General features: G+C 71.8%; 24 protein-coding genes. 13 read left to right on the top strand and 11 right to left on the bottom strand.

What is annotated here, in order from left to right; translation table 11 throughout:
• Nucleotides 1–43 precede the first annotated feature (43 nt).
• Together ACN6LD_RS32855 and ACN6LD_RS32850 are read right to left on the bottom strand one after the other, a co-directional pair.
• Nucleotides 44–826 carry a hypothetical protein gene (locus ACN6LD_RS32855; protein ID WP_445045074.1) on the bottom strand — a complete coding sequence of 261 codons (783 nt, stop codon included), beginning with the start codon at nucleotides 824–826 and terminating at the stop codon, nucleotides 44–46.
• Nucleotides 823–1,311: a sigma-70 family RNA polymerase sigma factor gene (locus tag ACN6LD_RS32850; protein ID WP_319197171.1), complete on the bottom strand. Its 489-nt coding sequence runs from the start codon at nucleotides 1,309–1,311 to the stop codon at nucleotides 823–825. The genes ACN6LD_RS32855 and ACN6LD_RS32850 overlap by 4 nt, the downstream gene beginning before the upstream one ends.
• Before the next feature lie 205 nt (nucleotides 1,312–1,516).
• On the opposite strand from ACN6LD_RS32850, the gene ACN6LD_RS32845 reads away from it, so the two are divergent.
• Nucleotides 1,517–2,146 (top strand): CGNR zinc finger domain-containing protein, encoded by a 630-nt coding sequence (locus ACN6LD_RS32845; protein ID WP_319197173.1) that lies wholly within the window; start codon nucleotides 1,517–1,519, stop codon nucleotides 2,144–2,146.
• On the opposite strand, the gene sodX is transcribed toward ACN6LD_RS32845, so the two are convergent.
• Complete coding sequence (sodX, locus tag ACN6LD_RS32840) at nucleotides 2,050–2,484, bottom strand: nickel-type superoxide dismutase maturation protease (RefSeq protein WP_319197188.1); 435 nt, start codon at nucleotides 2,482–2,484, stop codon at nucleotides 2,050–2,052. The genes ACN6LD_RS32845 and sodX overlap by 97 nt on opposite strands.
• 145 nt (nucleotides 2,485–2,629) lie before the next feature.
• Between sodX and sodN the strand changes: the two genes are divergently transcribed.
• Nucleotides 2,630–3,025, top strand: coding sequence for a superoxide dismutase, Ni (sodN, locus tag ACN6LD_RS32835; protein ID WP_057584215.1), 396 nt, complete (start codon nucleotides 2,630–2,632; stop codon nucleotides 3,023–3,025).
• Between the two features lie 369 nt (nucleotides 3,026–3,394).
• Here sodN and ppk2 read toward each other — a convergent pair whose 3' ends face one another.
• A complete protein-coding gene (gene ppk2 / locus ACN6LD_RS32830) occupies nucleotides 3,395–4,339 on the bottom strand; it encodes a polyphosphate kinase 2 (protein ID WP_319197175.1) in 945 nt (314 codons plus the stop codon).
• 255 nt (nucleotides 4,340–4,594) lie between these two features.
• Between ppk2 and ACN6LD_RS32825 the strand changes: the two genes are divergently transcribed.
• The 3 genes from ACN6LD_RS32825 to ACN6LD_RS32815 are packed head-to-tail and all read left to right on the top strand — an operon-like array spanning nucleotide 4,595 to nucleotide 6,285.
• Nucleotides 4,595–5,005, top strand: a complete 411-nt coding sequence (locus tag ACN6LD_RS32825) for a helix-turn-helix transcriptional regulator (protein WP_319197177.1) — start codon at nucleotides 4,595–4,597, stop codon at nucleotides 5,003–5,005.
• Nucleotides 5,006–5,016: 11 nt separating this feature from the next.
• Nucleotides 5,017–5,451: a VOC family protein gene (locus ACN6LD_RS32820; protein WP_319197179.1), complete on the top strand. Its 435-nt coding sequence runs from the start codon at nucleotides 5,017–5,019 to the stop codon at nucleotides 5,449–5,451.
• 42 nt (nucleotides 5,452–5,493) lie between these two features.
• Entirely contained in the window at nucleotides 5,494–6,285 is a 792-nt protein-coding gene (locus tag ACN6LD_RS32815) for a VOC family protein (RefSeq protein ID WP_445045073.1), read from the top strand.
• A 167-nt stretch (nucleotides 6,286–6,452) separates the two neighbouring features.
• On the opposite strand, the gene ACN6LD_RS32810 is transcribed toward ACN6LD_RS32815, so the two are convergent.
• Both ACN6LD_RS32810 and ACN6LD_RS32805 read right to left on the bottom strand, forming a co-directional pair.
• Entirely contained in the window at nucleotides 6,453–6,647 is a 195-nt protein-coding gene (locus ACN6LD_RS32810) for a hypothetical protein (protein WP_307045819.1), read from the bottom strand.
• Between the two features lie 53 nt (nucleotides 6,648–6,700).
• Nucleotides 6,701–7,285, bottom strand: coding sequence for a dihydrofolate reductase family protein (locus ACN6LD_RS32805; RefSeq protein WP_319197184.1), 585 nt, complete (start codon nucleotides 7,283–7,285; stop codon nucleotides 6,701–6,703).
• 120 nt (nucleotides 7,286–7,405) lie between these two features.
• Between ACN6LD_RS32805 and ACN6LD_RS32800 the strand changes: the two genes are divergently transcribed.
• Nucleotides 7,406–7,999, top strand: a complete 594-nt coding sequence (locus ACN6LD_RS32800) for a TetR/AcrR family transcriptional regulator (RefSeq protein WP_319197186.1) — start codon at nucleotides 7,406–7,408, stop codon at nucleotides 7,997–7,999.
• A gap of 237 nt (nucleotides 8,000–8,236) precedes the next feature.
• Here ACN6LD_RS32800 and ACN6LD_RS32795 read toward each other — a convergent pair whose 3' ends face one another.
• Together ACN6LD_RS32795 and ACN6LD_RS32790 are read right to left on the bottom strand one after the other, a co-directional pair.
• Entirely contained in the window at nucleotides 8,237–9,349 is a 1,113-nt protein-coding gene (locus tag ACN6LD_RS32795; RefSeq protein ID WP_445045072.1) for a family 2 encapsulin nanocompartment cargo protein polyprenyl transferase, read from the bottom strand.
• Nucleotides 9,346–10,752, bottom strand: coding sequence for a family 2B encapsulin nanocompartment shell protein (locus tag ACN6LD_RS32790; protein WP_319187159.1), 1,407 nt, complete (start codon nucleotides 10,750–10,752; stop codon nucleotides 9,346–9,348). Before ACN6LD_RS32790 ends, ACN6LD_RS32795 begins: the two co-directional genes overlap by 4 nt.
• A 156-nt stretch (nucleotides 10,753–10,908) precedes the next feature.
• Here ACN6LD_RS32790 and ACN6LD_RS32785 point away from each other — a divergent pair, with 156 nt between their 5' ends.
• Nucleotides 10,909–11,814, top strand: coding sequence for a 1-aminocyclopropane-1-carboxylate deaminase/D-cysteine desulfhydrase (locus tag ACN6LD_RS32785; protein ID WP_445045071.1), 906 nt, complete (start codon nucleotides 10,909–10,911; stop codon nucleotides 11,812–11,814).
• A 52-nt stretch (nucleotides 11,815–11,866) separates the two neighbouring features.
• Here ACN6LD_RS32785 and ACN6LD_RS32780 read toward each other — a convergent pair whose 3' ends face one another.
• The gene (locus tag ACN6LD_RS32780; RefSeq protein WP_319187163.1) at nucleotides 11,867–13,465 is read right to left on the bottom strand and encodes a Na+/H+ antiporter; all 1,599 of its coding nucleotides are present in this window, start codon (nucleotides 13,463–13,465) and stop codon (nucleotides 11,867–11,869) included.
• Nucleotides 13,466–13,522: 57 nt separating this feature from the next.
• On the opposite strand from ACN6LD_RS32780, the gene ACN6LD_RS32775 reads away from it, so the two are divergent.
• From ACN6LD_RS32775 to ACN6LD_RS32765, 3 genes are all read left to right on the top strand, one after another.
• The gene (locus ACN6LD_RS32775) at nucleotides 13,523–13,783 is read left to right on the top strand and encodes a UBP-type zinc finger domain-containing protein (RefSeq protein ID WP_319187165.1); all 261 of its coding nucleotides are present in this window, start codon (nucleotides 13,523–13,525) and stop codon (nucleotides 13,781–13,783) included.
• Nucleotides 13,784–14,119: 336 nt separating this feature from the next.
• Entirely contained in the window at nucleotides 14,120–14,533 is a 414-nt protein-coding gene (locus tag ACN6LD_RS32770; protein WP_004925829.1) for an ATP-binding protein, read from the top strand.
• Nucleotides 14,530–15,639, top strand: a complete 1,110-nt coding sequence (locus ACN6LD_RS32765; protein WP_079041607.1) for a SigB/SigF/SigG family RNA polymerase sigma factor — start codon at nucleotides 14,530–14,532, stop codon at nucleotides 15,637–15,639. The genes ACN6LD_RS32770 and ACN6LD_RS32765 overlap by 4 nt, the downstream gene beginning before the upstream one ends.
• Nucleotides 15,640–15,658: 19 nt before the next feature.
• Here the strand turns inward: ACN6LD_RS32765 and ACN6LD_RS32760 are convergent, their stop codons facing one another.
• Nucleotides 15,659–16,099 (bottom strand): hypothetical protein, encoded by a 441-nt coding sequence (locus ACN6LD_RS32760; protein WP_319187168.1) that lies wholly within the window; start codon nucleotides 16,097–16,099, stop codon nucleotides 15,659–15,661.
• A gap of 126 nt (nucleotides 16,100–16,225) precedes the next feature.
• Between ACN6LD_RS32760 and ACN6LD_RS32755 the strand changes: the two genes are divergently transcribed.
• Nucleotides 16,226–17,194 carry a diacylglycerol/lipid kinase family protein gene (locus tag ACN6LD_RS32755; protein ID WP_319187170.1) on the top strand — a complete coding sequence of 323 codons (969 nt, stop codon included), beginning with the start codon at nucleotides 16,226–16,228 and terminating at the stop codon, nucleotides 17,192–17,194.
• 319 nt (nucleotides 17,195–17,513) lie between these two features.
• Entirely contained in the window at nucleotides 17,514–17,771 is a 258-nt protein-coding gene (locus ACN6LD_RS32750; RefSeq protein WP_006380970.1) for a WhiB family transcriptional regulator, read from the top strand.
• 212 nt (nucleotides 17,772–17,983) lie between these two features.
• Here ACN6LD_RS32750 and ACN6LD_RS32745 read toward each other — a convergent pair whose 3' ends face one another.
• Complete coding sequence (locus tag ACN6LD_RS32745; RefSeq protein ID WP_319187176.1) at nucleotides 17,984–19,459, bottom strand: sensor histidine kinase; 1,476 nt, start codon at nucleotides 19,457–19,459, stop codon at nucleotides 17,984–17,986.
• A 513-nt stretch (nucleotides 19,460–19,972) separates the two neighbouring features.
• On the opposite strand from ACN6LD_RS32745, the gene nagB reads away from it, so the two are divergent.
• The gene (nagB, locus tag ACN6LD_RS32740; protein WP_319187178.1) at nucleotides 19,973–20,758 is read left to right on the top strand and encodes a glucosamine-6-phosphate deaminase; all 786 of its coding nucleotides are present in this window, start codon (nucleotides 19,973–19,975) and stop codon (nucleotides 20,756–20,758) included.
• Nucleotides 20,759–20,829 lie beyond the last annotated feature (71 nt).

Here is a 20,829-nt window from a genome sequence, read left to right as displayed (position 1 = left end):
GGGGCGGTACGGGGATTCCCGTACCGCCCCCTTCCGGGTTCGTCTAGGGCAACAGTGCGGGGTTCAGCGCCAGTTGCCGCAGCTGGTTCCTCGTCAGCGGAAAGGTCTTCAGGGGCGGCTTCTGCTTCCCGGCGACGCGGATGCCCGCGTAGACCACGATGCGCAGCGTTGTGCCGTCCTCCCGTACCACCCGGGTCTCCAGCCGGCTGTACGACGGCGACCTGATCGCCGACTCCCTGGAAGAGTTCGCCGACGGCGGGACGCCCTTGTTGGTCGGTACCCGCCAGATCGACAGCGTTCCGACCCCGGGCACCTTCTCGCTGGTGCAGTCCGCCATCCGCTCGAGGTCCGGCCTCTTGGGGCACGAGCTGAGGCCGCTGAACTGGGCATGGTTGCGCAAGCGGACCGTGATGTAACCGACGCCCCCTTCCCGCGTGACGGCGTAGTCCCCGTCGTAGGGTCCAATCCCCTTGCCGGTCAGCTGCGAGCTCCTCCAGCCGACCTCCTTGGTCAACGTGACCTCGTGCACCTTGCCCACCCCCGCGGGCAGCAGCTTCGCGAAGCCGGCCGCCCCCGTGCCGGCCCCCGCGCTGCCGGTCCCCGCGGCTGCCGCGCTCCGGCCCCCGGTCCCGCCCGGCAGGACGCCCGACCCGAGGACCACTCCCCCCGCGACCACGGCCGCCACCGCACCCACGACCGCCACCCGCCGCCGGCGCCGTAGCGCCGCGGCGTGCGCGAAGACGCTCTCGCCGCCCCGGCCCACGGGTGCTTCCACCGTGGCGACGGCGCGCCCCAGCAGATCCTGCACCGTTTCCTGCTCGTTCATACGAATTCCTCCCGTACCGCGGCCCGCAGCGCCGCGAGCCCCCTCGCCGTGTGGCTCTTGACCGTGCTCTCCCGCATCCCCAGCAGCTCGCCGGTCGCGGCGACGCTCAGGTCCTCCCAGTAGCGCAACACCAGCACCGCCCGCTGCTTCGGCGGCAGCGTGGCGAGCGCGGCGCGGACCATCAGCCCGGTGTCCCGGTCCGTCGGCTGCGCCGCGACGTCGGGCAGCTCTCCGTAGGCGCGCTCGCGCCGCCAGAACCGGCGCCGCCCCGCGATGAAGGTGTTGACCAGCGTCTTGCGTGCGTAGGCCTCCAGGTTGTCCAGCCGCTCGTGCCGGCGCGCCCCGAGGACGACCTTGACGAGCGTCGTCTGGACGAGGTCGTCGGCCTCGTCGCGGCTGCCGCACAGCAGGAATGCGCTGCGGAACAACGCCGTCCGTCTTCCCTCGACGAAGGCGTGCAGAGCCGCTTCCGCGCCCCGCGTCATCCCTCCCCCTCTCCCGGCCCGTCCGTGGCGGACCGTCTCACCCTTCCAGTGCGGTGGGGAGCCCCACAGGACGCAGCGGACGCCCACGAATTCGCCGAGGCCCGCCTTCCGGCGCAGGCGTAATACCCTGGGAGCATCCTCAGCCGTTACTCGGCCGCGCCCACGACACGTGCCCCGACCATCGAGCCCTCGGTAAGGACTACAAGTGGAACTCGCCCTTTACTCGGATTACGCCGTGCGGCTCGTCAACAGCGAGGACCCGGCCCGGGGCAAGGACGCGCTGACCTCGGTGGAGGCCGTCCGCGCGCTCTTCGGCGCCAGCCGGTCGGCCGCCCGCCGCGCCACCGACGCCGACGTCACCCGGTTCCGGTCCGTCCGCGGCCGGCTGCGCGCGGTCTTCGAGGCGGCCGACGGCGGCGACGAGACCCTCGCGGTGGACCTGCTGAACTCCCTGCTGCTGGAGTTCCCGGTGAGCCCGCAGATCTCCGGTCACGACGTCCGTGACGAGGACGGCCGTCCGCTGTGGCACATGCACCTGGCCGACCACCCCTCGAACGCGACGGCGGGGTACGCGGCGATCGCGGCCATGGGCCTGGCCTTCCACCTGACCGAGCACGGCGTGGACCGGCTGGGCCTGTGCGAGGCGAGCCCGTGCCGCAACGCCTACCTCGACACGTCGACCAACCGCTCCCGGCGCTACTGCTCCGACCGCTGCGCCACCCGCGCCAACGTGGCCGCCTACCGCGCCCGCAAACGCCTGGAGACGGAACCGAAGCCCCCCACCGGCCTGGCGGCCGACAGCGCCCAGCGCAGCATCGCCAGCGGCGAGCGCTGATCCCGCCGCCGCGGGCGGTAGCGCAGCCGCACCCTGCCCAGGACCAGCTCGTCGGGCACCGTGCCGTAGTCCGTGCTGTCGCCGCCCGCGAAGGCGTTGTCGCCGAGCACCCACCAACCGCCCTCGCGGCGCTCCGCGGCCCGTTTGACGACCAGCAGGTCCTGCTGGAAGGGATGCCGCAGCACCACCACGTCACCGGGACGTACCCGGGCGCCGTACTGCACCACCAGCTGATCCCCGTGGTGGAGCGTGGGCACCATGGACGGACCGGTCACCTCGGCCAGCCCGAAGGGCGCGGCCGCCCTCCCCCGCTCGGTCTCCTGCGACGGTTCCGGCATGCCCGCCACCTCCCCGGTCCGTTCCTCCACCAGTCTCAGTCTGACCCCGGACTTTTGTCCTAAGCCCAAGGGGGCACCCGCGAAAAGCCGTCTCGCAGGGAGTAATGTCCCACCTGAGAAGACGATCACGAGGAAGGAACGCTCCATGCTTTCCCGCCTGTTTGCCCCCAAGGTCAAGGTCAGCGCGCACTGCGACCTGCCCTGCGGCGTGTACGACCCGGCCCAGGCCCGCATCGAGGCGGAGTCGGTGAAGGCCGTGCAGGAGAAGATGGCCGCCAACGACGACCCGCACTTCCAGGCGCGCGCCACCGTCATCAAGGAGCAGCGCGCAGAGCTCGCGAAGCACCACGTCTCCGTACTGTGGAGCGACTACTTCAAGCCCCCGCACTTCGAGAAGTACCCGGAGCTGCACCAGCTGGTCAACGACACCCTGAAGGCCCTGTCGGCCGCCAAGGCCTCGACGGACCCGAAGACCGGTGAGAAGGCCCTGGAACTCATCGCCCAGATCGACAAGATCTTCTGGGAGACGAAGAAGGCCTGACCTTCTCCGCACCCCCTGACCTGCGTTTCTTTCGGCCGCAGCGTCACTCTCCCCGCACCCGGCCCGCAGGCCGCCACACCTCGGCGGCCGTCCGCGGTCCGGGTGCGGTGTCGTTCGGCGCCGTGCGGGCCGGGGGCGGGGTCGCGAGGTCCGCGTGCGGGGTCGCGAGGTCCGGGTGGGCGGTCCTGGTGAGAGGTCCCGGGGTACCCACGCGATGACGTGCGGGTGCGAGGGCGCGGCCCTGATGCGCGGCGCGTGGCGCGCGGCGCGGTCACGTTCCCGGCGTACCGCGTGCGCCCGCCCGGCGGGGCCCGGGGCGGGGGCCCGTGCCCGTCCACCCGGCAGGGCCCGGGGCAGGGCCCGTGCCGGTCACGTCACGTCCGCCGGGTCATCCCTCGCGCAGCGCGGCCGGGACCGGTCCGTCGTGTCGGCCTCGCCCGCCTCCAGCAGCCCCGCCGCGGCGCCCACGACGCGCGGATCCGGGGTGCCGACGACCTCCTCGTCCTTGTCGGCGTAGGCGAACCGGGCCAGCACGCTGCGCATGGCCTCCACACGGGCCCGCTTCTTGTCGTTGCTCTTGACCACGGTCCAGGGCGCCCACGCCGTGTCCGTGTCGTGGAACATGGCGACCTTGGCCGCGGTGTAGTCGTGCCAGCGGTCCAGCGAGGCGAGGTCCATCGGGCTCAGCTTCCACTGCCGCACGGGGTCGATCCGGCGGATCGTGAAGCGGGTCCGCTGCTCGCTCTGCGACACCGAGAACCAGAACTTCACCAGGTCGACGCCGTCGTCCACGAGCATCCGCTCGAACATCGGCGCCTGGCGGGCGAAGCGCCGGTACTCGTCGTCGGTGCAGAAGCCCATGACCCGCTCGACCCCGGCCCGGTTGTACCAGGACCGGTCGAAAAGCACGATCTCGCCCGCGGTCGGCAACTGCTCGACGTACCGCTGGAAGTACCACTGCCCCCGCTCCCGCTCGGTCGGCTTCTCCAGAGCCACCACCCGGGCGCCTCGCGGGTTGAGGTGCTCGGTGAACCGCTTGATCGTGCCGCCCTTGCCGGCCGCGTCGCGGCCTTCGAAGACGATGACGAGTCTGCGTCCCGTGTCCTTGATCCAGCTCTGCAGCTTCAGCAACTCGATCTGCTGGAGCCGCTTGTGCCAGTCGTACTCCCTGCGCTCCATGCGCTGCGCGTAGGGGTAGTTCTCCCGCCAGGTGTCGACCGGGGTCCCGTCGGGCCGGATGAGAACGGGTTCGTCGTGGTCGCTGTAGTCGACGCGCAGATCGGCCAGCTCGGACTGCGGGGGCGGTATCGCCATGCCCTCTACCTCCCGGTCTCGGACCTCGGGCCCGTGTATGGACGGCGAGGTGACCAGCCATGCGTTCACCATGCGCCCGCCGACGCCCCGCCGCACCCCAGAGGGCCGCGGCGCCGGGCCGGGCGGCCGGAAACCCCGCGACGTCGATCCGTCGCCCCCAGGGGATCAGACGCCCGTGTACGCGAGGCGAAGCGCGGGCGAAGCCCTGCCGGCGCCCCGTACCCGCCGGGCGCGTCACCGTGCCATGCTGGCAGGGTGAAACGGGAGGACCTGGTCAGACTGCGGCAGGCACGGGATCGCATGGACCGTGAGTACGCCGAACCGCTCGACGTCGCCGCACTCGCGCGCACCGCGCTGATGTCCTGCGGCCACTTCCAGCGCAGCTTCCGGGAGGCCTACGGCGAGACGCCCTACAGCTACCTGATGACCCGCAGGGTCGAGCGCGCCAAGGCCCTGCTGCGCCGGGGCGACCTCACCGTGACCGAGGTGTGCATGGCGGTCGGCTGCACCTCGCTCGGCTCGTTCAGCGCCCGGTTCACCGAGCTGGTCGGCGAGACCCCGAGCGCGTACCGGGCACGGTCGCACGAGCCGAGCGCGGTGATCCCGCCGTGCGTGGCCCGCAAGTTCACCCGCCCGCTACGCTCCGGACCCCCTCTGCGCCCTTAAGGCTGGACACCATGGACCTGCTGCTGCACCAGTGCTTCATCGCCGTGGACGACCACGACAAGGCCGTGTACTTCTACCGTGACGTCCTCGGGCTGGAGGTCCGCAACGACGTCGGCTTCGAGGGGATGCGCTGGGTGACCCTCGGCTCACCGCTCCAGCCGGACGTCAGCATCGTGCTGGAACCGCCGGGCGCCGATCCCGACGCCTCACCCGCCGACAAGGACGCGCTGGCCCGGCTGCTCGCCAAGGGCATGCTGCGCGGGGTCATCTTCACCACCGCCGACTGCGACGCGCTGCACGCGCGCGTGCAGGAGGCCGGCGTCGAGGTGCTCCAGGAGCCGACGGACCAGCCGTACGGCGTGCGCGACTGCGCGTTCCGGGACCCGGCCGGGAACCTGCTGCGGTTCATGGAGCGCAAGGAAGGCGCCGGGCGTCCCGGCGCTTGAGAAGGGCGGCTCCCGCTCCCGCCGCCGCTCTACGATCATTCCATGAGCACCCCGGTTGTCCGCCCTGCCCCCGCCGTCCGCTGGACGTACGCCTTCGTCGACCGGCCCGCCCACCTCTTCGAGCGGGCGTGCGCGTTCTGGACCGCGGTCACCGACACCGGCCTGTCCGGACTGCGCGGCGACGAGGGTGAGTTCGTCACACTGGTGCCGCGGGACGGCGCGGACGCCTGCGTGAAGGTCCAGGGGGTCATGGCCGGCGACGGCGGCGCGCATCTCGACCTGGCCGTCGAGGACGTGCCCGCGTTCGCGGCCGAGGCGTCACGGCTGGGGGCGGGGACGGCCGCCGCGCACGAGGGCTGGTCCGTGCTGCGCTCCCCGGGCGGGCTGTCGTTCTGCGCGGTGCCGTGGGAGAGGGAGGCGAAGCGGCCGCCCGTGGTGGCGGACAGCCGGCTGGACCAGGTGTGCCTTGATCTCGCGCCGTCCGTGTTCGATACCGAAGTCGCCTTCTGGAGCGCACTGTTGCCCGACTGGTCGTCCCGGCCGGGCTCGCGGTCCGAGTTCCACGTGGTCGAACAGCCTGCCGGGCTGCCGATCCGCATCCTGCTCCAGCGGCTCGACGAGGAACGCGCCGGCGGCGCGGATCGGGCCTCGGCCCATCTCGACCTGGCGTGCGGGACGGAGGTCGACGCGGTGCGCGCCCGCCATGAGCGGCTCGGCGCGCTCCTGGTCGCCCGCGAGCCGCACTGGACGGTGATGCGCGACCCGGCCGGCGGCCTGTACTGCCTGACCGGACGCGACCCGGAGACCGGCGGTCTGCCGCGGACCGCCTCCTGACCTCCTGACCTCCCGATCTCCTGCCGACCAGGGGCCGCCCGCCCGGCAGCGGGCGCGGCGGACGGCGGACTGGCGGGAGGCGGGAGGCGAGCGGGCGTCATCCGGTGTCACGAGGCCCGACGTCAAGGGGCCCGACGTCAAGGGGCCCGACGTCACGACGCCACGTGTCACGAGGCGGGGGCGGCGGGGGCCTCGGGCTTCTGGTCGGGCTCGGCGGCCGCGTCCGCGTACGCCTCGCACTCCTGGTTGTGGCACGGCCCCGCCGTCCAGCGCGGCACCCACGCACCCAGCGTCTTGTGCCGCCGGACGACGGACTGCACGGGCTGCCCACAGGCGGGACACACACGTTGTTCCCTGTCCATGACCTCAGGGTAGGGCGGCCCGGGCGCGAGCGCTCCCCGCGTGCACCGGTGAGTCAGCGCGCCCGGTCGTAGGTGCGCACCACGGCGCCGTTGCCGAAGGAGCGCACCTCGCCGAGAGCGAAGCGGGCGACGTCGCAGTCGGCGCCGAACATCGGCATGCCGGTGCCGTAGACGATCGGGTACGTCTTGATCACCAGCTGGTCGATCTCCTCGAACAGCTCCCCCGCCAGACGGGAGCCGCCGCACAGGTAGATGTCCAGACCGCCGTCCTGCGCCTTCAGCTCGCGCACCGTGTCGAGCAGCCCCTCCCCGACGATCTCCACCTCCGGGGTCGGCGACACGGCGAGGGTGCGGGAGGCGACGTACTGGCGCAGATGGGCGTACGGGCTGACGTTGCCCTCCTTCAGTGCCAGGTCGTAGCTGACCCGGCCCTGGATGATCGTGTCGAACCGCTTGTTCTCCAGGTCGTCGAAGCCCAGGGCACGCCGGCCGAAGGTCGGCACGGTCTCCGGGTACTCCGACTTCAGGAAGTCCAGGAACTCCTCGTCGACGTAGGAGAGCATCGCCGTGGCATCGCCGGTGGCGTCGCCGATGAAGCCGTCGACGGAGCAGGCGATGTAGTAGGTGAGCTTTCGCAAGTGGGTCTCTTTCCGTAGGCTGCTCCGAACCACTCCAGTTGTAGTACTTCAGGTGTAGTGGTGCAAGGGGATTGCGTGGTGCGGTTCGGGTACCGCGGCAAGTGAGAGAGAGGATTCCGTATGGCCGGAAATCCGGAGCGCCGGGCGGCCCTGGTCGACGCCGGGGTCGAGGTGCTCGCCCGTGAGGGGGCGCGGGGGCTGACCTTCCGTGCGGTGGACTCGGCGGCCGCGGTGCCGGTGGGCACGGCCTCCAACTACTTCACCGGGCGGGACGACCTGCTCCGGCAGATCGACGCACGGCTGCATGTCCGGCTGGCGCCCGACCCCGAAGTGCTCGGCGGGCTGATGGCACAGCCGCGCGACCGCGCGCTGGTCGCCGCGTTCATGCACGACCTGATGGCCCGCGCGACCCGTGACCGGACGGGCTATCTCGCCCTGATGGAGATGCGCCTCGAGGCGACCCGGCGTCCTGAACTGCGGTCCTCCTTCACGGCGTCCGTACGCGGCGACCTCCGGGACGGGATGGACTTCCACCGTTCGGCGGGCCTGCCCGGCGGCGACGAGACCGTGGTGGTCCTCTACCTCGCGATGCTCGGCCTGCTCCTGGAACACCTGACCCTGCCGGCCGTCCTGGACGGCGTCCTGCCCGGGGTCTCCGTGCCGGAGGGGCTGATCGACCGCATCGTGGCGACGGTGGTCCCGGAGCGGCCCTGACGCCCCCGGGCGGCCGTTCCCTGCGGCGTCGGCGAACGTCGCCAGGCCGGGGCGCCTGGGGTCTCGCCGCGGCGCCTGGGGCCTCGCCGCGGCGCCTGGGGCCTCGCCGCGGGCGACGGGCCGCCGGGCTCGGACGCGCCGCCAGTCCTCCCCCCTCGTCCTCCCCGTCCCCCGCCCCCTCCCCGCCCCCGCCCCCGCCCCCCGCCCCCCGCTCCCCGGCGGGAGCTCCCCTTCCGCCTACGCGCTGCGCCGGGTCACGAACTCGGCCAGGGACAGCAGAGCGCCCGCCGACTCCGGGTCCGGGACGGCCCGGGTCAGTTCGTGCAGGGCGCGGGACATGCGGTCGGCCGCCTGCTCCTGCGCCCACGCACGGCCGCCGGCCCGTTCGACGGCCAGCGTCGTGCGGTCCAGGTCGGCCGGCCGGTAGGGCGCCGCGTACAGCTCGGCCAGCTCCCCGGCCGCCGGGGTGCCGGAGGTGAGCGCGGCGACCACCGGCAGGGACTTCTTGCGGGCGGCGAGGTCGGCGCCGGCCGGTTTGCCGGTCTGCCGCGGGTCGCCCCAGACGCCGATGACGTCGTCGATGAGCTGGAAGGCGAGTCCGGCCTCCCGGCCGAACGCGTCCAGCGCGTCGACGTCCGCTTCCGTCGCCCCGGCATACAGCGCGCCCACCGCACAGGCGCAGCCGAGCAGCGCGCCCGTCTTGGCCTCGGCCATCGCGAGCACCTCGTCGAGGGTGATCTCGGTGGGGCCACGCCTTTCCATGGCCGTGTCCGCCTGCTGGCCGGCGCACAGCTCGACCACACAGGCCGCGACACGGGCGGCGGCCCCCGCGGACGCGGGGTGCGGGTCCGCGGCGAGCATCCCGAGGGCGAGTGCCTGCAGGGCGTCTCCGGTGAGGATCGCGTCGGCGTCGCCGAACACGGTCCAGGCGGTGGGGCGGTGGCGGCGGGTGGTGTCCCGGTCCATCACGTCGTCGTGCAACAGCGTGAAGTTGTGGACCAGTTCGATCGCCGCCGCGGCCCGGACGGCCGCCGCGCGGGCCGCCGGGCCGCCGAGCGCCGCGGCCGCGGCGAGCACGAGGGCCGGACGGATCGCCTTGCCCGCGTTGCCCGCCGCCGGGGTGCCGTCGGCGTGCTGCCACCCGAAGTGGTAGAGCGCGACCCTTCGCAGGGAGCCGGGCAACGAGTCGATCGCCGAGCGCAGTTCCGGATCCACCGAGGCCCGGGACCCCTCCAGGACGGCCGCCGCCTCCTGCCCGTCGGCCGGCCCCGCACCGCTGTCGTCCTGGCTCCCGACGGGCCCCCGCCCTTCCCGCGCCCCGCCTTGCTGCCGCCTGACGGCGGAGGTCACCGCCAGCGGCCGATCTCGACGTTCTCCAGGACGCCCAGCGCGTCCGGCACCAGGACGGCGGCCGAGTAGTAGGCCGTGACCAGGTACTTGATGATGGCCTGTTCGTTGATGCCCATGAACCGCACGGACAGGCTCGGCTCGATCTCGTCCGGCAGACCCGACTGACGCAGCCCGATGACGCCCTGGTCCTGCTCGCCCAGTCGCATCGCGATGATCGAGCTGGTGCGGGCCTCGGTGACCGGGATCTTGTTGCACGGGTAGATCGGCACCCCGCGCCACGTTGGGATCCGGTTGCCGCCGACGTCGATCGTCTCGGGGACGAGTCCGCGCTTGTTGAGCTCGCGGCCGATCGCGGAGATCGCGCGCGGGTGGGCGAGCAGCAGCTTGGTGCCCCGCCGCCTGCTCAGCAGTTCGTCCAGGTCGTCGGGGCTGGGCACGCCGTCGTGCGGCTGGAGGCGCTGGTCGTACTCGCAGTTGTGGAGCAGCCCGAACTCCCGGTTGTTGACGAGCTCGTGCTCCTGGCGCTCCTTGAGCGCCTCGACCGTCAGCCGCAGCTGCTGCTCGGTCTGGTTCATCGGCTGGTTGTACAGGTCGGCCACCCGCGAGTGGATGCGCAGGACGGTCTGCGCGATGCTCAGTTCGTACTCGCGGGGCCTCGCGTCGTAGTCCACGAAGGTGTGCGGGATGTCCTGCTCGCCGGCGTGGCCCGCGGCGAGGTCGACCTCCTTCTCGCCGTACTTGTTGGTGCGCTGCTCGGGAATCGCGCGCAACCGCCGGAGGTGCTCGCCCAGCGACTCGGCGCGCTCGGCGATCTGTTCGACGTCCTGCCGGGCGAGGACCAGCACCGTGCAGGCGGTGTCGGCGCGGGCCGTGTACTCCCAGATGGCGTCCGCGTCGAGCAGCGACTGGTCGCCGAAGTACGCGCCGTCGGCGAGAACCCCGAGCACCTGGTCGTCGCCGTAGGGGCCGGTGCCGACCTTCTCCACGCGGCCGTGCGCCAGCAGGTAGGCCTCCTCGCTCCGGCTGCCGAAGGAGGCGATCACCTCGCCGGGGCCGAACTCCCGCTGCCGGCAGCGCTGGGCGAGTTCCGCGAGGACCTCCTCGTCCTCGTAGGAGCGCAGTGCGGGCAGTTCGCCCAGCTCCGCCGGGATGACCTCGACGCGGTCGCCGGTCTTGACGAACGTGATGCGGCCGTCGCCCACCGCGTACGTCAGACGCCGGTTGACGCGGTACGTCCCGCCCTGCACATCCACCCAGGGCAGATTCCGCAGCAGCCAGCGGGAGCTGATCTCCTGCATCTGCGGCGCGGACTTGGTCGTGGTGGCCAGGTTCCGCGCGGCCGCAGTGCCGAGGCTCTGCTGCGGCTTGCCCGACTCCGTGCGGACCTCTTCGCCTACCGACATGAGAAATGCCCTCCCGATTCATGCACGGGCGCCGAACTGCGCCGGTGCACTTCGTTCACGCGGCAAGCCTTCCATCACGGTGTGTGCTCGTGCTATTACCCGAAAGAGCGGGAATGGATCATCGCGGGCCTGGGAACAGGCACGTTTCACCGAACGATGTTCGACAATGGGCGGGTGACCGACCTGCGCCCCCGACTGCCCTCCCCTCTCCAGGAGGTGACCGACGACCGGTTCGCCCGGCACGGCGTACGGCTGCTGCTGAAGCGGGACGACCTGATCCATCCCGAGCTGATCGGCAACAAGTGGCGCAAGCTCGCGCCCAACCTGGAGCGGGCGGCCGGCCGGACACTCCTCACCTTCGGCGGCGCCTACTCCAGCCATCTGCGGGCCACGGCCGCCGCCGGCCGCCTCCTGGGGCTGCCCACGGTCGGCGTGGTGCGCGGCGACGAGCTGGCCGGCCGGCCGCTGAACCCCTCGCTGGCCCGGTGCTCCGCGGACGGTATGCGTCTGCACTTCGTGGACCGCGCCACGTACCGCCGCAAGACCGAGCCCGACACCCTCGCGGCCGTCCTGCGGGCGGCCGGCGCCCAGGACGCGTACGTCGTCCCCGAGGGCGGCAGCAACGCGGCGGCGGTCCGCGGCTGCCGGGCGCTGGGTGAGGAACTGCGCGACCACGCCGACGTCGTCGCCCTCGCGTGCGGCACCGGCGGCACGCTCGCGGGCCTGGCCGCCGGTCTCGCCCCCGGCCGGCGGGCGCTCGGCATACCGGTCCTCAGGGGCGGTTTCCTGGGCGAGGGGATACGGGCCCTGCAGGAGGAGGCGTTCGGGGGCCGGCGAGGCGACTGGAGGCTCGACGAGCGTTTCCACTTCGGCGGATACGCCCGGGTCACCCCCGAGCTGGAGGCCTTCGCGGCGGATTTCGAACGCCGCCACGGGCTGCCCGTCGAACGTCTCTATGTCGCCAAGTCGCTCTACGCCCTGGCCGTGCTGGCCGAGGAGGGGGCCTTCGCACCCGGGACACGGCTCGCGGCCGTCGTGACGGGCTCGCCGTTCGCCGGGTGAGGCCGGGCGTGCCGCCCGCCCGGACCCGCCGCCGTCCCTCCCGCTCGGGCGTTCAGGTCGCCTCCCGGAACGCCGCCGCCTCCTCCAGGTCGAGTCGGCGCAGCAACGTGCGCAGCATCTCGTCGTCGATGTAGCGGCCGTCGCGGAGCCGGACGAACACCTCGCGCTCGGCACTGATCATCTCCCGGGACAGACGCCGGTAGGTGTCGTCGACGGTCTCCCCGGTGACCGGGTTGACCTGCCCGAGGCGCTCCCAGACGGCGTTGCGGCGGCGCTCCAGGACGCTGCGCAGCCGGTCGGCGAGAGGTGGGGGGAGGGCGTTGCGTCCGTCGGCCAGCAGGGCGTCCAGCCGCTCCTCGGCGACCCGCGAGGCCTGCGCCTGAGCGTTGGCCTCGGCGAGCGTCGCGGCCTGCGGGTCGGCCTCGGGGAACTTCAGCAGGCGGATCAGCGGCGGCAGCGTCAGTCCCTGCACCACCAGGGTGCCGATGACGGTCGTGAAGGTGAGGTAGAGGATGAGATTGCGGTGCGGGAAGGGCGCGTCGCCGCCCTCCACGGTGAGCGGGATGGAGAAGGCGATGGCGAGCGACACCACGCCCCGCATGCCGGCCCAGCCGATGACGACCGGTCCGCGCCAGGTCGGGTTGTCCTCCCGCGCGCGGATCCGCGCCGAGACCATCCGCGGAAGGAAGGTCGCCGGGTACACCCACAGGAAACGCGCCGCCACGACCACGAGGAAGAGGGCGACGGCGTACCAGGCGGCGTCCATGCCCTCGTAGTCGCCGAGGCCGCGCAGCACCACCGGGAGCTGGAGGCCGATCAGCGCGAAGACGGCGGACTCCAGGACGAAGGCGACCATCTTCCACACCGCCTCCTCCTGGAGACGGGTCGCGAAGTCGACCTCCCACGCGCGGTGGCCCAGGTACAGCGCCACGACGACCACGGCGAGCACCCCGGAGGCGTGGAACTGCTCGGCGGCCGAGTAGGCGACGAACGGGATCAGCAGGGAGAGCGTGTTCTGCAGGAGGGGTTCCCTGAGGTGGGTGCGCAGCCAGTGCAGGGGGGCCATCAGGATCAGCCCCGCGGCGACCCCGCCGACCGCCGCGACCAGGAACTCCTCGATGCCGCCGCCCCACGAGGCGCCCTCGCCGACGACGACCGCGAGGGCCACCTTGTAGGCGGTGATCGCGGTGGCGTCGTTCAACAGCGACTCACCCTGGAGGATGGTGGTGATCCGCGACGGCAGGCCGACCCGGCGGGCCACCGCGGTGGCCGCGACCGCGTCCGGCGGCGCCACCACCGCGCCCAGCACGAGCGCCGCCGTCAGCGGCAGCCCGGGCACGATGAGGTAGGCCGCCCAGCCGACGGCGAACGTCGCGAAGAGCACGTACCCGACCGACAGCAGCGCCACCGGTCGCAGCTGGGCACGCAGGTCCAGATAGGAGCTGTCGGTGGCCGAGGTGTAAAGCAGCGGCGGCAGCAGGAGCGGCAGGACGACGTCCGGGTCCAGGGTGTAGTCCGGGACCCCGGGCAGGTACGACACCGCCAGGCCCACGGCCACCAGCAGCAGCGGCGCCGGGACCGGGATGCGCCGGGCCGCCGCCGCGATCGCCGCACTGCCGGCCACCAGCAACAGCAGTGGCATCACGTCCATGTCTCGCCGCTTTCTTTTTCGCGCGGGCGTCCGCACACCCGTCGTAATCTGGCAATCATGAAACAGTGCACGCACGCCGACGCGCTGCCCGACCCCGAACCCGCCCCGCTCGGCGAGACCTGTCCAGAGTGTCTGCGGGACGGCACCCACCCGGTACAGCTGCGGCTGTGCATGACGTGCGGCCATGTCGGCTGCTGCGACTCCTCCCCGAGCCGGCACGCCACGGCGCACCACAAGGAGTCCGGCCACCCGGTGATGCGGACGTTCGAGCCGGGCGAGAACTGGCGCTGGTGCTTCGTCGACCACGTCCTCGTCTGACCCCCTGCGGCGGGCCCGTTCGCGGCCGGTTCGCCGACGGGCGAACTTCCGGGGCGGTGTGTGCGTTGAACTCATGAGACGTCCCCGCCGCCGGGCGGGTACGGTTCGACCGTCCGACGCCTGGGTACGTCAACCCGGCGCGCCTTCTTCCCCTTTGGCTCCGCACACCCCTAGACACGGAGCGTGTTCACAGCTTTACTGTGAGTGACGCCAGGGGGTTGGGGTCCCGGGGACAGGAAACGTGAGAGCGCGATAGCGTCACCGCTGCACCACACACGCGTTACCCCGGGGGGCGACCCTCGGCCCCGAAAAGCTTGTACCACCTTGGAGGTGAGGGTGTCCCAGATCGCAGGCGAGCCCGCGACCCAGGACTTCGTGGAAGTCCGGCTGCCGGCTGCGGGTGCCTACCTGTCGGTGCTGCGGACGGCCACGGCCGGCCTCGCGGCCCGTTTGGACTTCACCCTGGACGAGATCGAGGACCTGCGCATCGCGGTGGACGAGGCCTGCGCGATCCTGCTCCAGCAGGCCGTGCCCGGCTCGGTGCTCAGTTGCGTCTTCCGCCTCGTCGACGACTCGCTCGAAGTCACCGTCTCGGCACCGACCACGGACGGCCACGCCCCCTCGCGGGACACCTTCGCCTGGACCGTCCTGTCCGCCCTCGCGGGCAAGGTGTCCTCCGCCGTCGACGAGGACAAGACCGTGTCGATCAGCCTCTACAAACAGCGCGGCGCGGGACCCGGGCCGGCGTGAGGAACGGGGACGGGCCGGTGCGGGACGAAGAGCGCGGCACACAGGAGCTGCCGGCCGGGAGCGCCGACGTGCCAGTCTCTCCGGACGGTTCCCGACACCTGGCGGACAACATCGACGGCATTCCCGAGCAGGCCCGGCCGCATCCGGAGGACGACTCGTCCTCCGTGCAGGCGAGCATGCCGGGCGGTGCCGGGCAGGGCTCGCCCCGGGAGGGGCGGATCGGGGGCTCGCCCCCGGGCCGAGCGCAGGCGAGGGCTCGACAGAGGGCGACGGGCGGGACAATGAGCGAGCACGAGCGAGACGGCGAGCAGAGCGTGCCGGGCACACAGCACACACCCTCGCCCACGTCGGCGACGGACCGCAGCGGGGCGCGGGCGATGTTCGTCGAGCTGCGGCAACTGGACGACGGCAGCGCCGAGTACGCGGAGATGCGCAACCGGCTGGTCCGCATGCATCTGCCGCTGGTCGAGCACCTCGCCCGCCGCTTCCGCAACCGCGGCGAGCCGCTGGACGACCTCACCCAGGTCGCCACCATCGGCCTGATCAAGTCGGTCGACCGTTTCGACCCGGAGCGCGGAGTGGAGTTCTCCACGTACGCGACCCCGACGGTCGTCGGCGAGATCAAGCGGCACTTCCGCGACAAGGGCTGGGCGGTCCGGGTACCGCGCAGACTCCAGGAGCTGCGCCTCGCGCTGACCACCGCGACGGCCGAGCTGTCACAGCAGCACGGCCGCTCACCCACGGTGCACGAGCTCGCCGAGAAGCTGGCGATCTCGGAGGAGGAGGTCCTGGAGGGCCTGGAGTCCGCGAACGCGTACTCCACCCTGTCGCTGGACGTCCCCGACACCGACGACGAGTCCCCCGCGGTCGCGGACACCCTCGGCGCGGAGGACGAGGCGCTGGAGGGCGTCGAGTACCGGGAGTCGCTCAAGCCGCTCCTGGAGGACCTGCCGCCCCGGGAGAAGCGGATCCTGCTGCTGCGGTTCTTCGGCAACATGACGCAGTCGCAGATCGCGCAGGAGGTCGGCATCTCGCAGATGCACGTCTCCCGGCTCCTTGCGCGCACCCTGGCCCAGCTGCGGGAGAAGCTGCTCGTCGAGGAGTAGCGGCCGCCCCGCAGCCGCTCTACTGCGGTGTGCGGCCGGGCCCCCGGATCCCGAGGGCCCGGGTCGTCTCCCCGTTGACCAGCAGCACGAGGGAGGCGATGGCGACGGCGGCCAGCGCGATGCCCGCCGGGATGGCCATGCTGTCGGCCTTGAGCAGGTTGTAGGCCACCGGCAGCGCCATGATCTGCGTGATGACGGCGGGTCCCCGGCTCCAGCCGCGCAGGCCCCACAGGCCGCGCGCGGCGAGCAGCGGCAGCAGTGCGAGCACCATCAGCGTGACTCCGCCGGTGACGGCCTGCTGACGGTCGTCCGGGTCTCCGGAGATCCCGAGGACGAGCATCCAGACCCCGCCGGCCACCAGTGCCAGCCCTTCGAGGGCGGCGAGTGCGGCGGCGTACGTCAGCCGGCGCGGGCGGGGGTCTGCGGTCTCCGGGGCTGCGGGGGTCTGCTCACTGCTCACCCCTGAAGGGTAGCCCGCACGGTCGCCGCGCCCGGGTCCGCCCGTGTCGAGGCTCACCTCGCGATCTCTTACCCGATCCCCACCTCGACCTGTGCCCGGTACCGCCCAGTAGGTACCCTGCACCTCATGCGTGCACTTCTCGTGGTCAATCCGGCGGCAACCACCACCAGTGCACGGACGCGTGACGTCCTCATCCACGCGCTCGCCAGCGAGATGAAGCTCGAGGCGGTCACCACCGAGTACCGCGGACACGCACGTGACCTGGGGCGGCAGGCCGCCGAGAGCGGCAACGTCGACCTGGTGGTGGCCCTCGGCGGGGACGGCACGGTCAACGAGGTCGTGAACGGACTGCTGCACGCCGGCCCGGATCCGGAGAAGCTGCCCCGTCTCGCGGTGGTCCCCGGCGGTTCCACCAACGTCTTCGCCCGGGCCCTGGACCTTCCCAACCATCCCGTGGAGGCCACCGGCGCCCTGCTGGACGCGCTGCGTGAGGGCCGCGAACGCACGGTCGGTCTGGGTCTGGCGGCCGGCACGCCCGGCACCGAGGACGAGGCGGTGCCCTCGCGCTGGTTCACCTTCAACGCCGGGCTCGGCTTCGACGCCGGAGTGGTGGGGCGTGTGGAGCAACAGCGTGAACGCGGCAGGAAATCCACGCACGCTCTTTACATCCGCCAGGCCGTCCGTCAGTTGTTGGGTGAATCACAGCGCCGGCACGGTTCGATCACCCTGGAGCGGCCGGACGCCGAACCGGTGACGGATTTGGTCCTCTCCATAGTCTGCAACACGGCTCCGTGGACCTATCTGGGTAATCGCCCGGTGTACGCGTCACCTAAGGCCTCGTTCGATACCGGGCTCGACGTACTCGGTCTCAGCCGTCTGTCCACAGCCTCGGTTGCCCGATATGGCACCCAGTTGCTCACTTCGTCCCCCGAGCGGGGACCCCAGGGAAAGCATGCGGTCTCACTGCACGACCTGGACCAGTTCACCTTGCATTCGAAGGTCCCGTTGCCCCTCCAGATGGACGGTGACCACCTGGGGCTGCGAACCAGCGTGACGTTCACAGGCGTACGCCGTGCACTGCGTGTGATTGTGTGAGCAGAAAGGGCTGAAGTCCTTTCACTCGAACGTTTAGGCCAGGGTCCACCCCATGGAAGTACGGCTGTGACCTAGTCGACACCGAGGAATCAAAAAAAACTTTCCGGTAGGGGTTGTATCCGCCGCTGAGGTTTGCGAGTCTCTACGTGGCGATCGGGACAGCCCGCAACACCGGCATCCACTGATCACCGGAACCCCTCTTCACACACAGGACCAACGCCAGTGCATCTGGCTGGTGGCCCTTCACTTGTTGAGGGATTCGTGAAAGCGTTCACATTCACAAGCAACCTGCATGTAATACCAAGGAGAGGTAGCAGCCATGGACTGGCGTCACAACGCCGTTTGCCGCGAGGAAGACCCCGAGCTCTTCTTCCCCATCGGCAACACCGGTCCTGCGCTGCTGCAGATCGAGGAAGCCAAGGCCGTCTGTCGTCGCTGCCCGGTTATGGAGCAGTGTCTGCAGTGGGCGCTCGAGTCCGGCCAGGACTCCGGCGTCTGGGGTGGCCTCAGCGAGGACGAGCGCCGTGCCATGAAGCGTCGCGCCGCCCGCAACCGGGCCCGCCAGGCAACCGCCTGACGACACCCGCCCCGCAAGCCTGAGCTTGGCGGCGCGTACAGCGAGTACGCATCTCCCGCCCCCGAGCCGCAGCGCGCAGTACCCCCGATGCGCAGCACACGCTGGCAACGAGCATTCGAGCCCCGGACCCCTGAACGGTCCGGGGCTTCGTGCTGTGCGCGGTCCGCCGAGCGGCTGCGCCCGGCTCGCCGCCCGCGGCGCAGCCGCACGGCTCACTTGTGGGCGCGCACCGGGATGTCGAGGATCACCTGTGTCCCGCGGCCGGGAGCGGGGACCATGTCGAAGGTCCCGCCCAACTCCCCCTCCACCAGCGTCCGCACGATCTGCAGGCCCAGGTTGCCCGAGGTGTGCGGGTCGAATCCGGCGGGCAGGCCGACGCCGTCGTCCTGGACGGTGACGAGGAGCCGGGCTTCCTTGGTCGTGCCGCCGCGGACGGCCGAGACCTCGACCGTGCCGGTCTCGCCCTCGCGGAAGCCGTGCTCCAGGGCGTTCTGCAGGATCTCGGTGAGGACCATGGAGAGCGGGGTGGCGACCTCGGCGTCCAGGATGCCGAAGCGTCCGCTGCGCCGGCCGGCGACCTTGCCCGGGGAGATCTCGGCGACCATCGCCAGCACACGGTCGGCGATCTCGTCGAACTCCACCCGCTCGTCCAGGTTCTGGGACAGCGTCTCATGGACGATGGCGATCGAGCCGACCCGGCGGACCGCCTCCTCCAGCGCCTCCCGGCCGCGTTCCGACTCGATGCGCCGGGCCTGCAGGCGCAACAGGGCCGCCACCGTCTGGAGGTTGTTCTTCACCCGGTGGTGGATCTCCCGGATGGTCGCGTCCTTGGTGATCAACTCACGCTCGCGGCGGCGCAGTTCGGTCACGTCCCGCAGCAGCACCAGCGCACCGATGCGGGTGCCCTTGGGCTTGAGCGGGATGGCCCGGAACTGGATGACCCCGTCGTTGGCCTCGATCTCGAACTCGCGGGGCGCCCAGCCGCTGGCGACCTTGGCGAGCGCCTCGTCCACCGGGCCCCGGGTCGGGGCGAGTTCGGCGGTGGTGAGGCCGAGGTGCTGACCGACCAGGTCGGAGGCGAGCCCCATCCGGTGGTACGCGGAGAGCGCGTTCGGGGAGGCGTACTGGACGAGGCCGTCGCCGTCGACCCGGATCAGGCCGTCGCCGACGCGCGGGGCCGCGTCCATGTCCATCTGCTGGTCGGGGAACGGGAAGGAGCCCGCCGCGATCATCTGCGCGAGGTCGGAGGCGCTCTGCAGGTAGGTCAGCTCCAGCCGGCTCGGGGTGCGCACGGTGAGCAGGTTGGTGTTGCGGGCGATGACGCCGAGGACGCGGCCCTCCCGCCGCACGGGGATCGACTCGACCCGTACGGGGACCTCCTCGCGCCATTCCGGGTCGCCCTCGCGCACGATCCGGCCTTCGTCCAGGGCCGCGTCCAGCAGCGGGCGGCGGCCGCGCGGGACGAGGTGGCCGACCATGTCGTCCTGGTAGGAGGTGGGGCCGGTGTTGGGACGCATCTGGGCGACGGAGACGTAACGCGCGCCGTCACGGGTGGGCACCCACAGGACCAGGTCGGCGAAGGAGAGGTCGGAGAGCAGCTGCCACTCCGAGACCAGCAGGTGGAGCCACTCGAGGTCGGAGTCGTCGAGTGCGGTGTGCTGGCGTACGAGTTCGTTCATGGAGGGCACGTCCGTGAGCGTACCCGGGCAGCCGGAGTGTCCGGAAAACACCCGCGGGCCGCGGCGCCTGGGAGGGACCCTCAACCCTCCCGGCACCGCAGCCCGGAGCAATATCGGCCACGGGGTGTGCGGTCCCGTCGGCCGAAGGTGAGGACCGGGGCAGTCAGGGCAGAGAGCTCCGGGTCCTCGGTCCGCCTTCCTGTGCGGGGAAGGCGGAGGTTCTGTGTCATGCTCCCTGCCATTGTGGACTAGACCACTAGGGGTGTCCATGCGTGGGAGCTTGTTCGTTGTTGTGGGTATTCGGATGCTCTGACATCCATCACGCAGCCTAGCCTGTGCGGGTTCCCGTGCGGGGCGGATGCGCGGGGCAATTTCCGCGGGCCGGCTTCGGATCCGGCCCGCCGGCCGCACCCCTCGCCCGCAGACGGGGGCTCCCGATTCTGTTAGATTGAACCCCTGGATTGGTCTAAACCACATAGCCCTTCCGGGCCCTCGGAGCCCCTCTCAGAACGGCAGGCCAGCGTGGAAGTTGTCATCGTTGCGGACGCCCGGTCGGGCGGCGAGCTCATCGCCGGAGCCATGGCCCAGCTCCTTCGGCGCAAGCCGGACGCGCTGCTCGGCGTGGCCACGGGTTCCACCCCGCTGCCCGTCTACGAGGCGCTGGCCGCCCAGGTGCGCGCCGGCGCCGTGGACACCGCGCGCGCCCGGATCGCCCAGCTCGACGAGTACGTGGGCCTGCCCGCCGAGCACCCCGAGTCCTACCGCTCGGTCCTGCGGCGCGAGGTGCTCGAGCCGCTGGGCGTGAAGATGGAGGCGTTCCTCGGTCCGGACGGCACGGCCGAGGACGTGCAGGCCGCCTGCGAGGCCTACGACCGGGCGCTGGCGGCGGCCGGCGGCGTGGACCTCCAGCTGCTCGGGATCGGCACCGACGGGCACATCGGGTTCAACGAGCCGTGCTCGTCGCTGCGCTCGCGGACCCGGATCAAGACGCTGACCGAGCAGACCCGGGTGGACAACGCGAGGTTCTTCGGCGGAGACGTCGAGCAGGTCCCGCACCACGTCATCACCCAGGGGATCGGGACGATCCTGGAGGCCCGGCACGTGGTGCTGCTCGCCACCGGGGAGGGCAAGGCGGACGCGGTCGCCGCCTCGGTCGAGGGGCCGGTCGCCGCCGTGTGCCCGGCCTCCGCGCTGCAACTGCACCCGCACGCCACGGTCGTCGTCGACGAGGCCGCCGCCTCCGAGCTGAAGCTCGCGGACTACTTCCGGCACACCTACGCCCACAAGCCGCAGTGGCAGGGGATCTGAGCCGACGCTCCGCTCCCGCCGCGCACCGCGGTCCTCGCGACGAGGAGGGCGCCGGGTCCCTGGTCGGGAAC

It is taken from the genome of Streptomyces sp. SAS_272 (assembly GCF_052543235.1).
The sequence above is the reverse complement of the archived record's forward strand: the minus strand, read 5'-3'. Positions and strand labels throughout refer to the sequence as shown.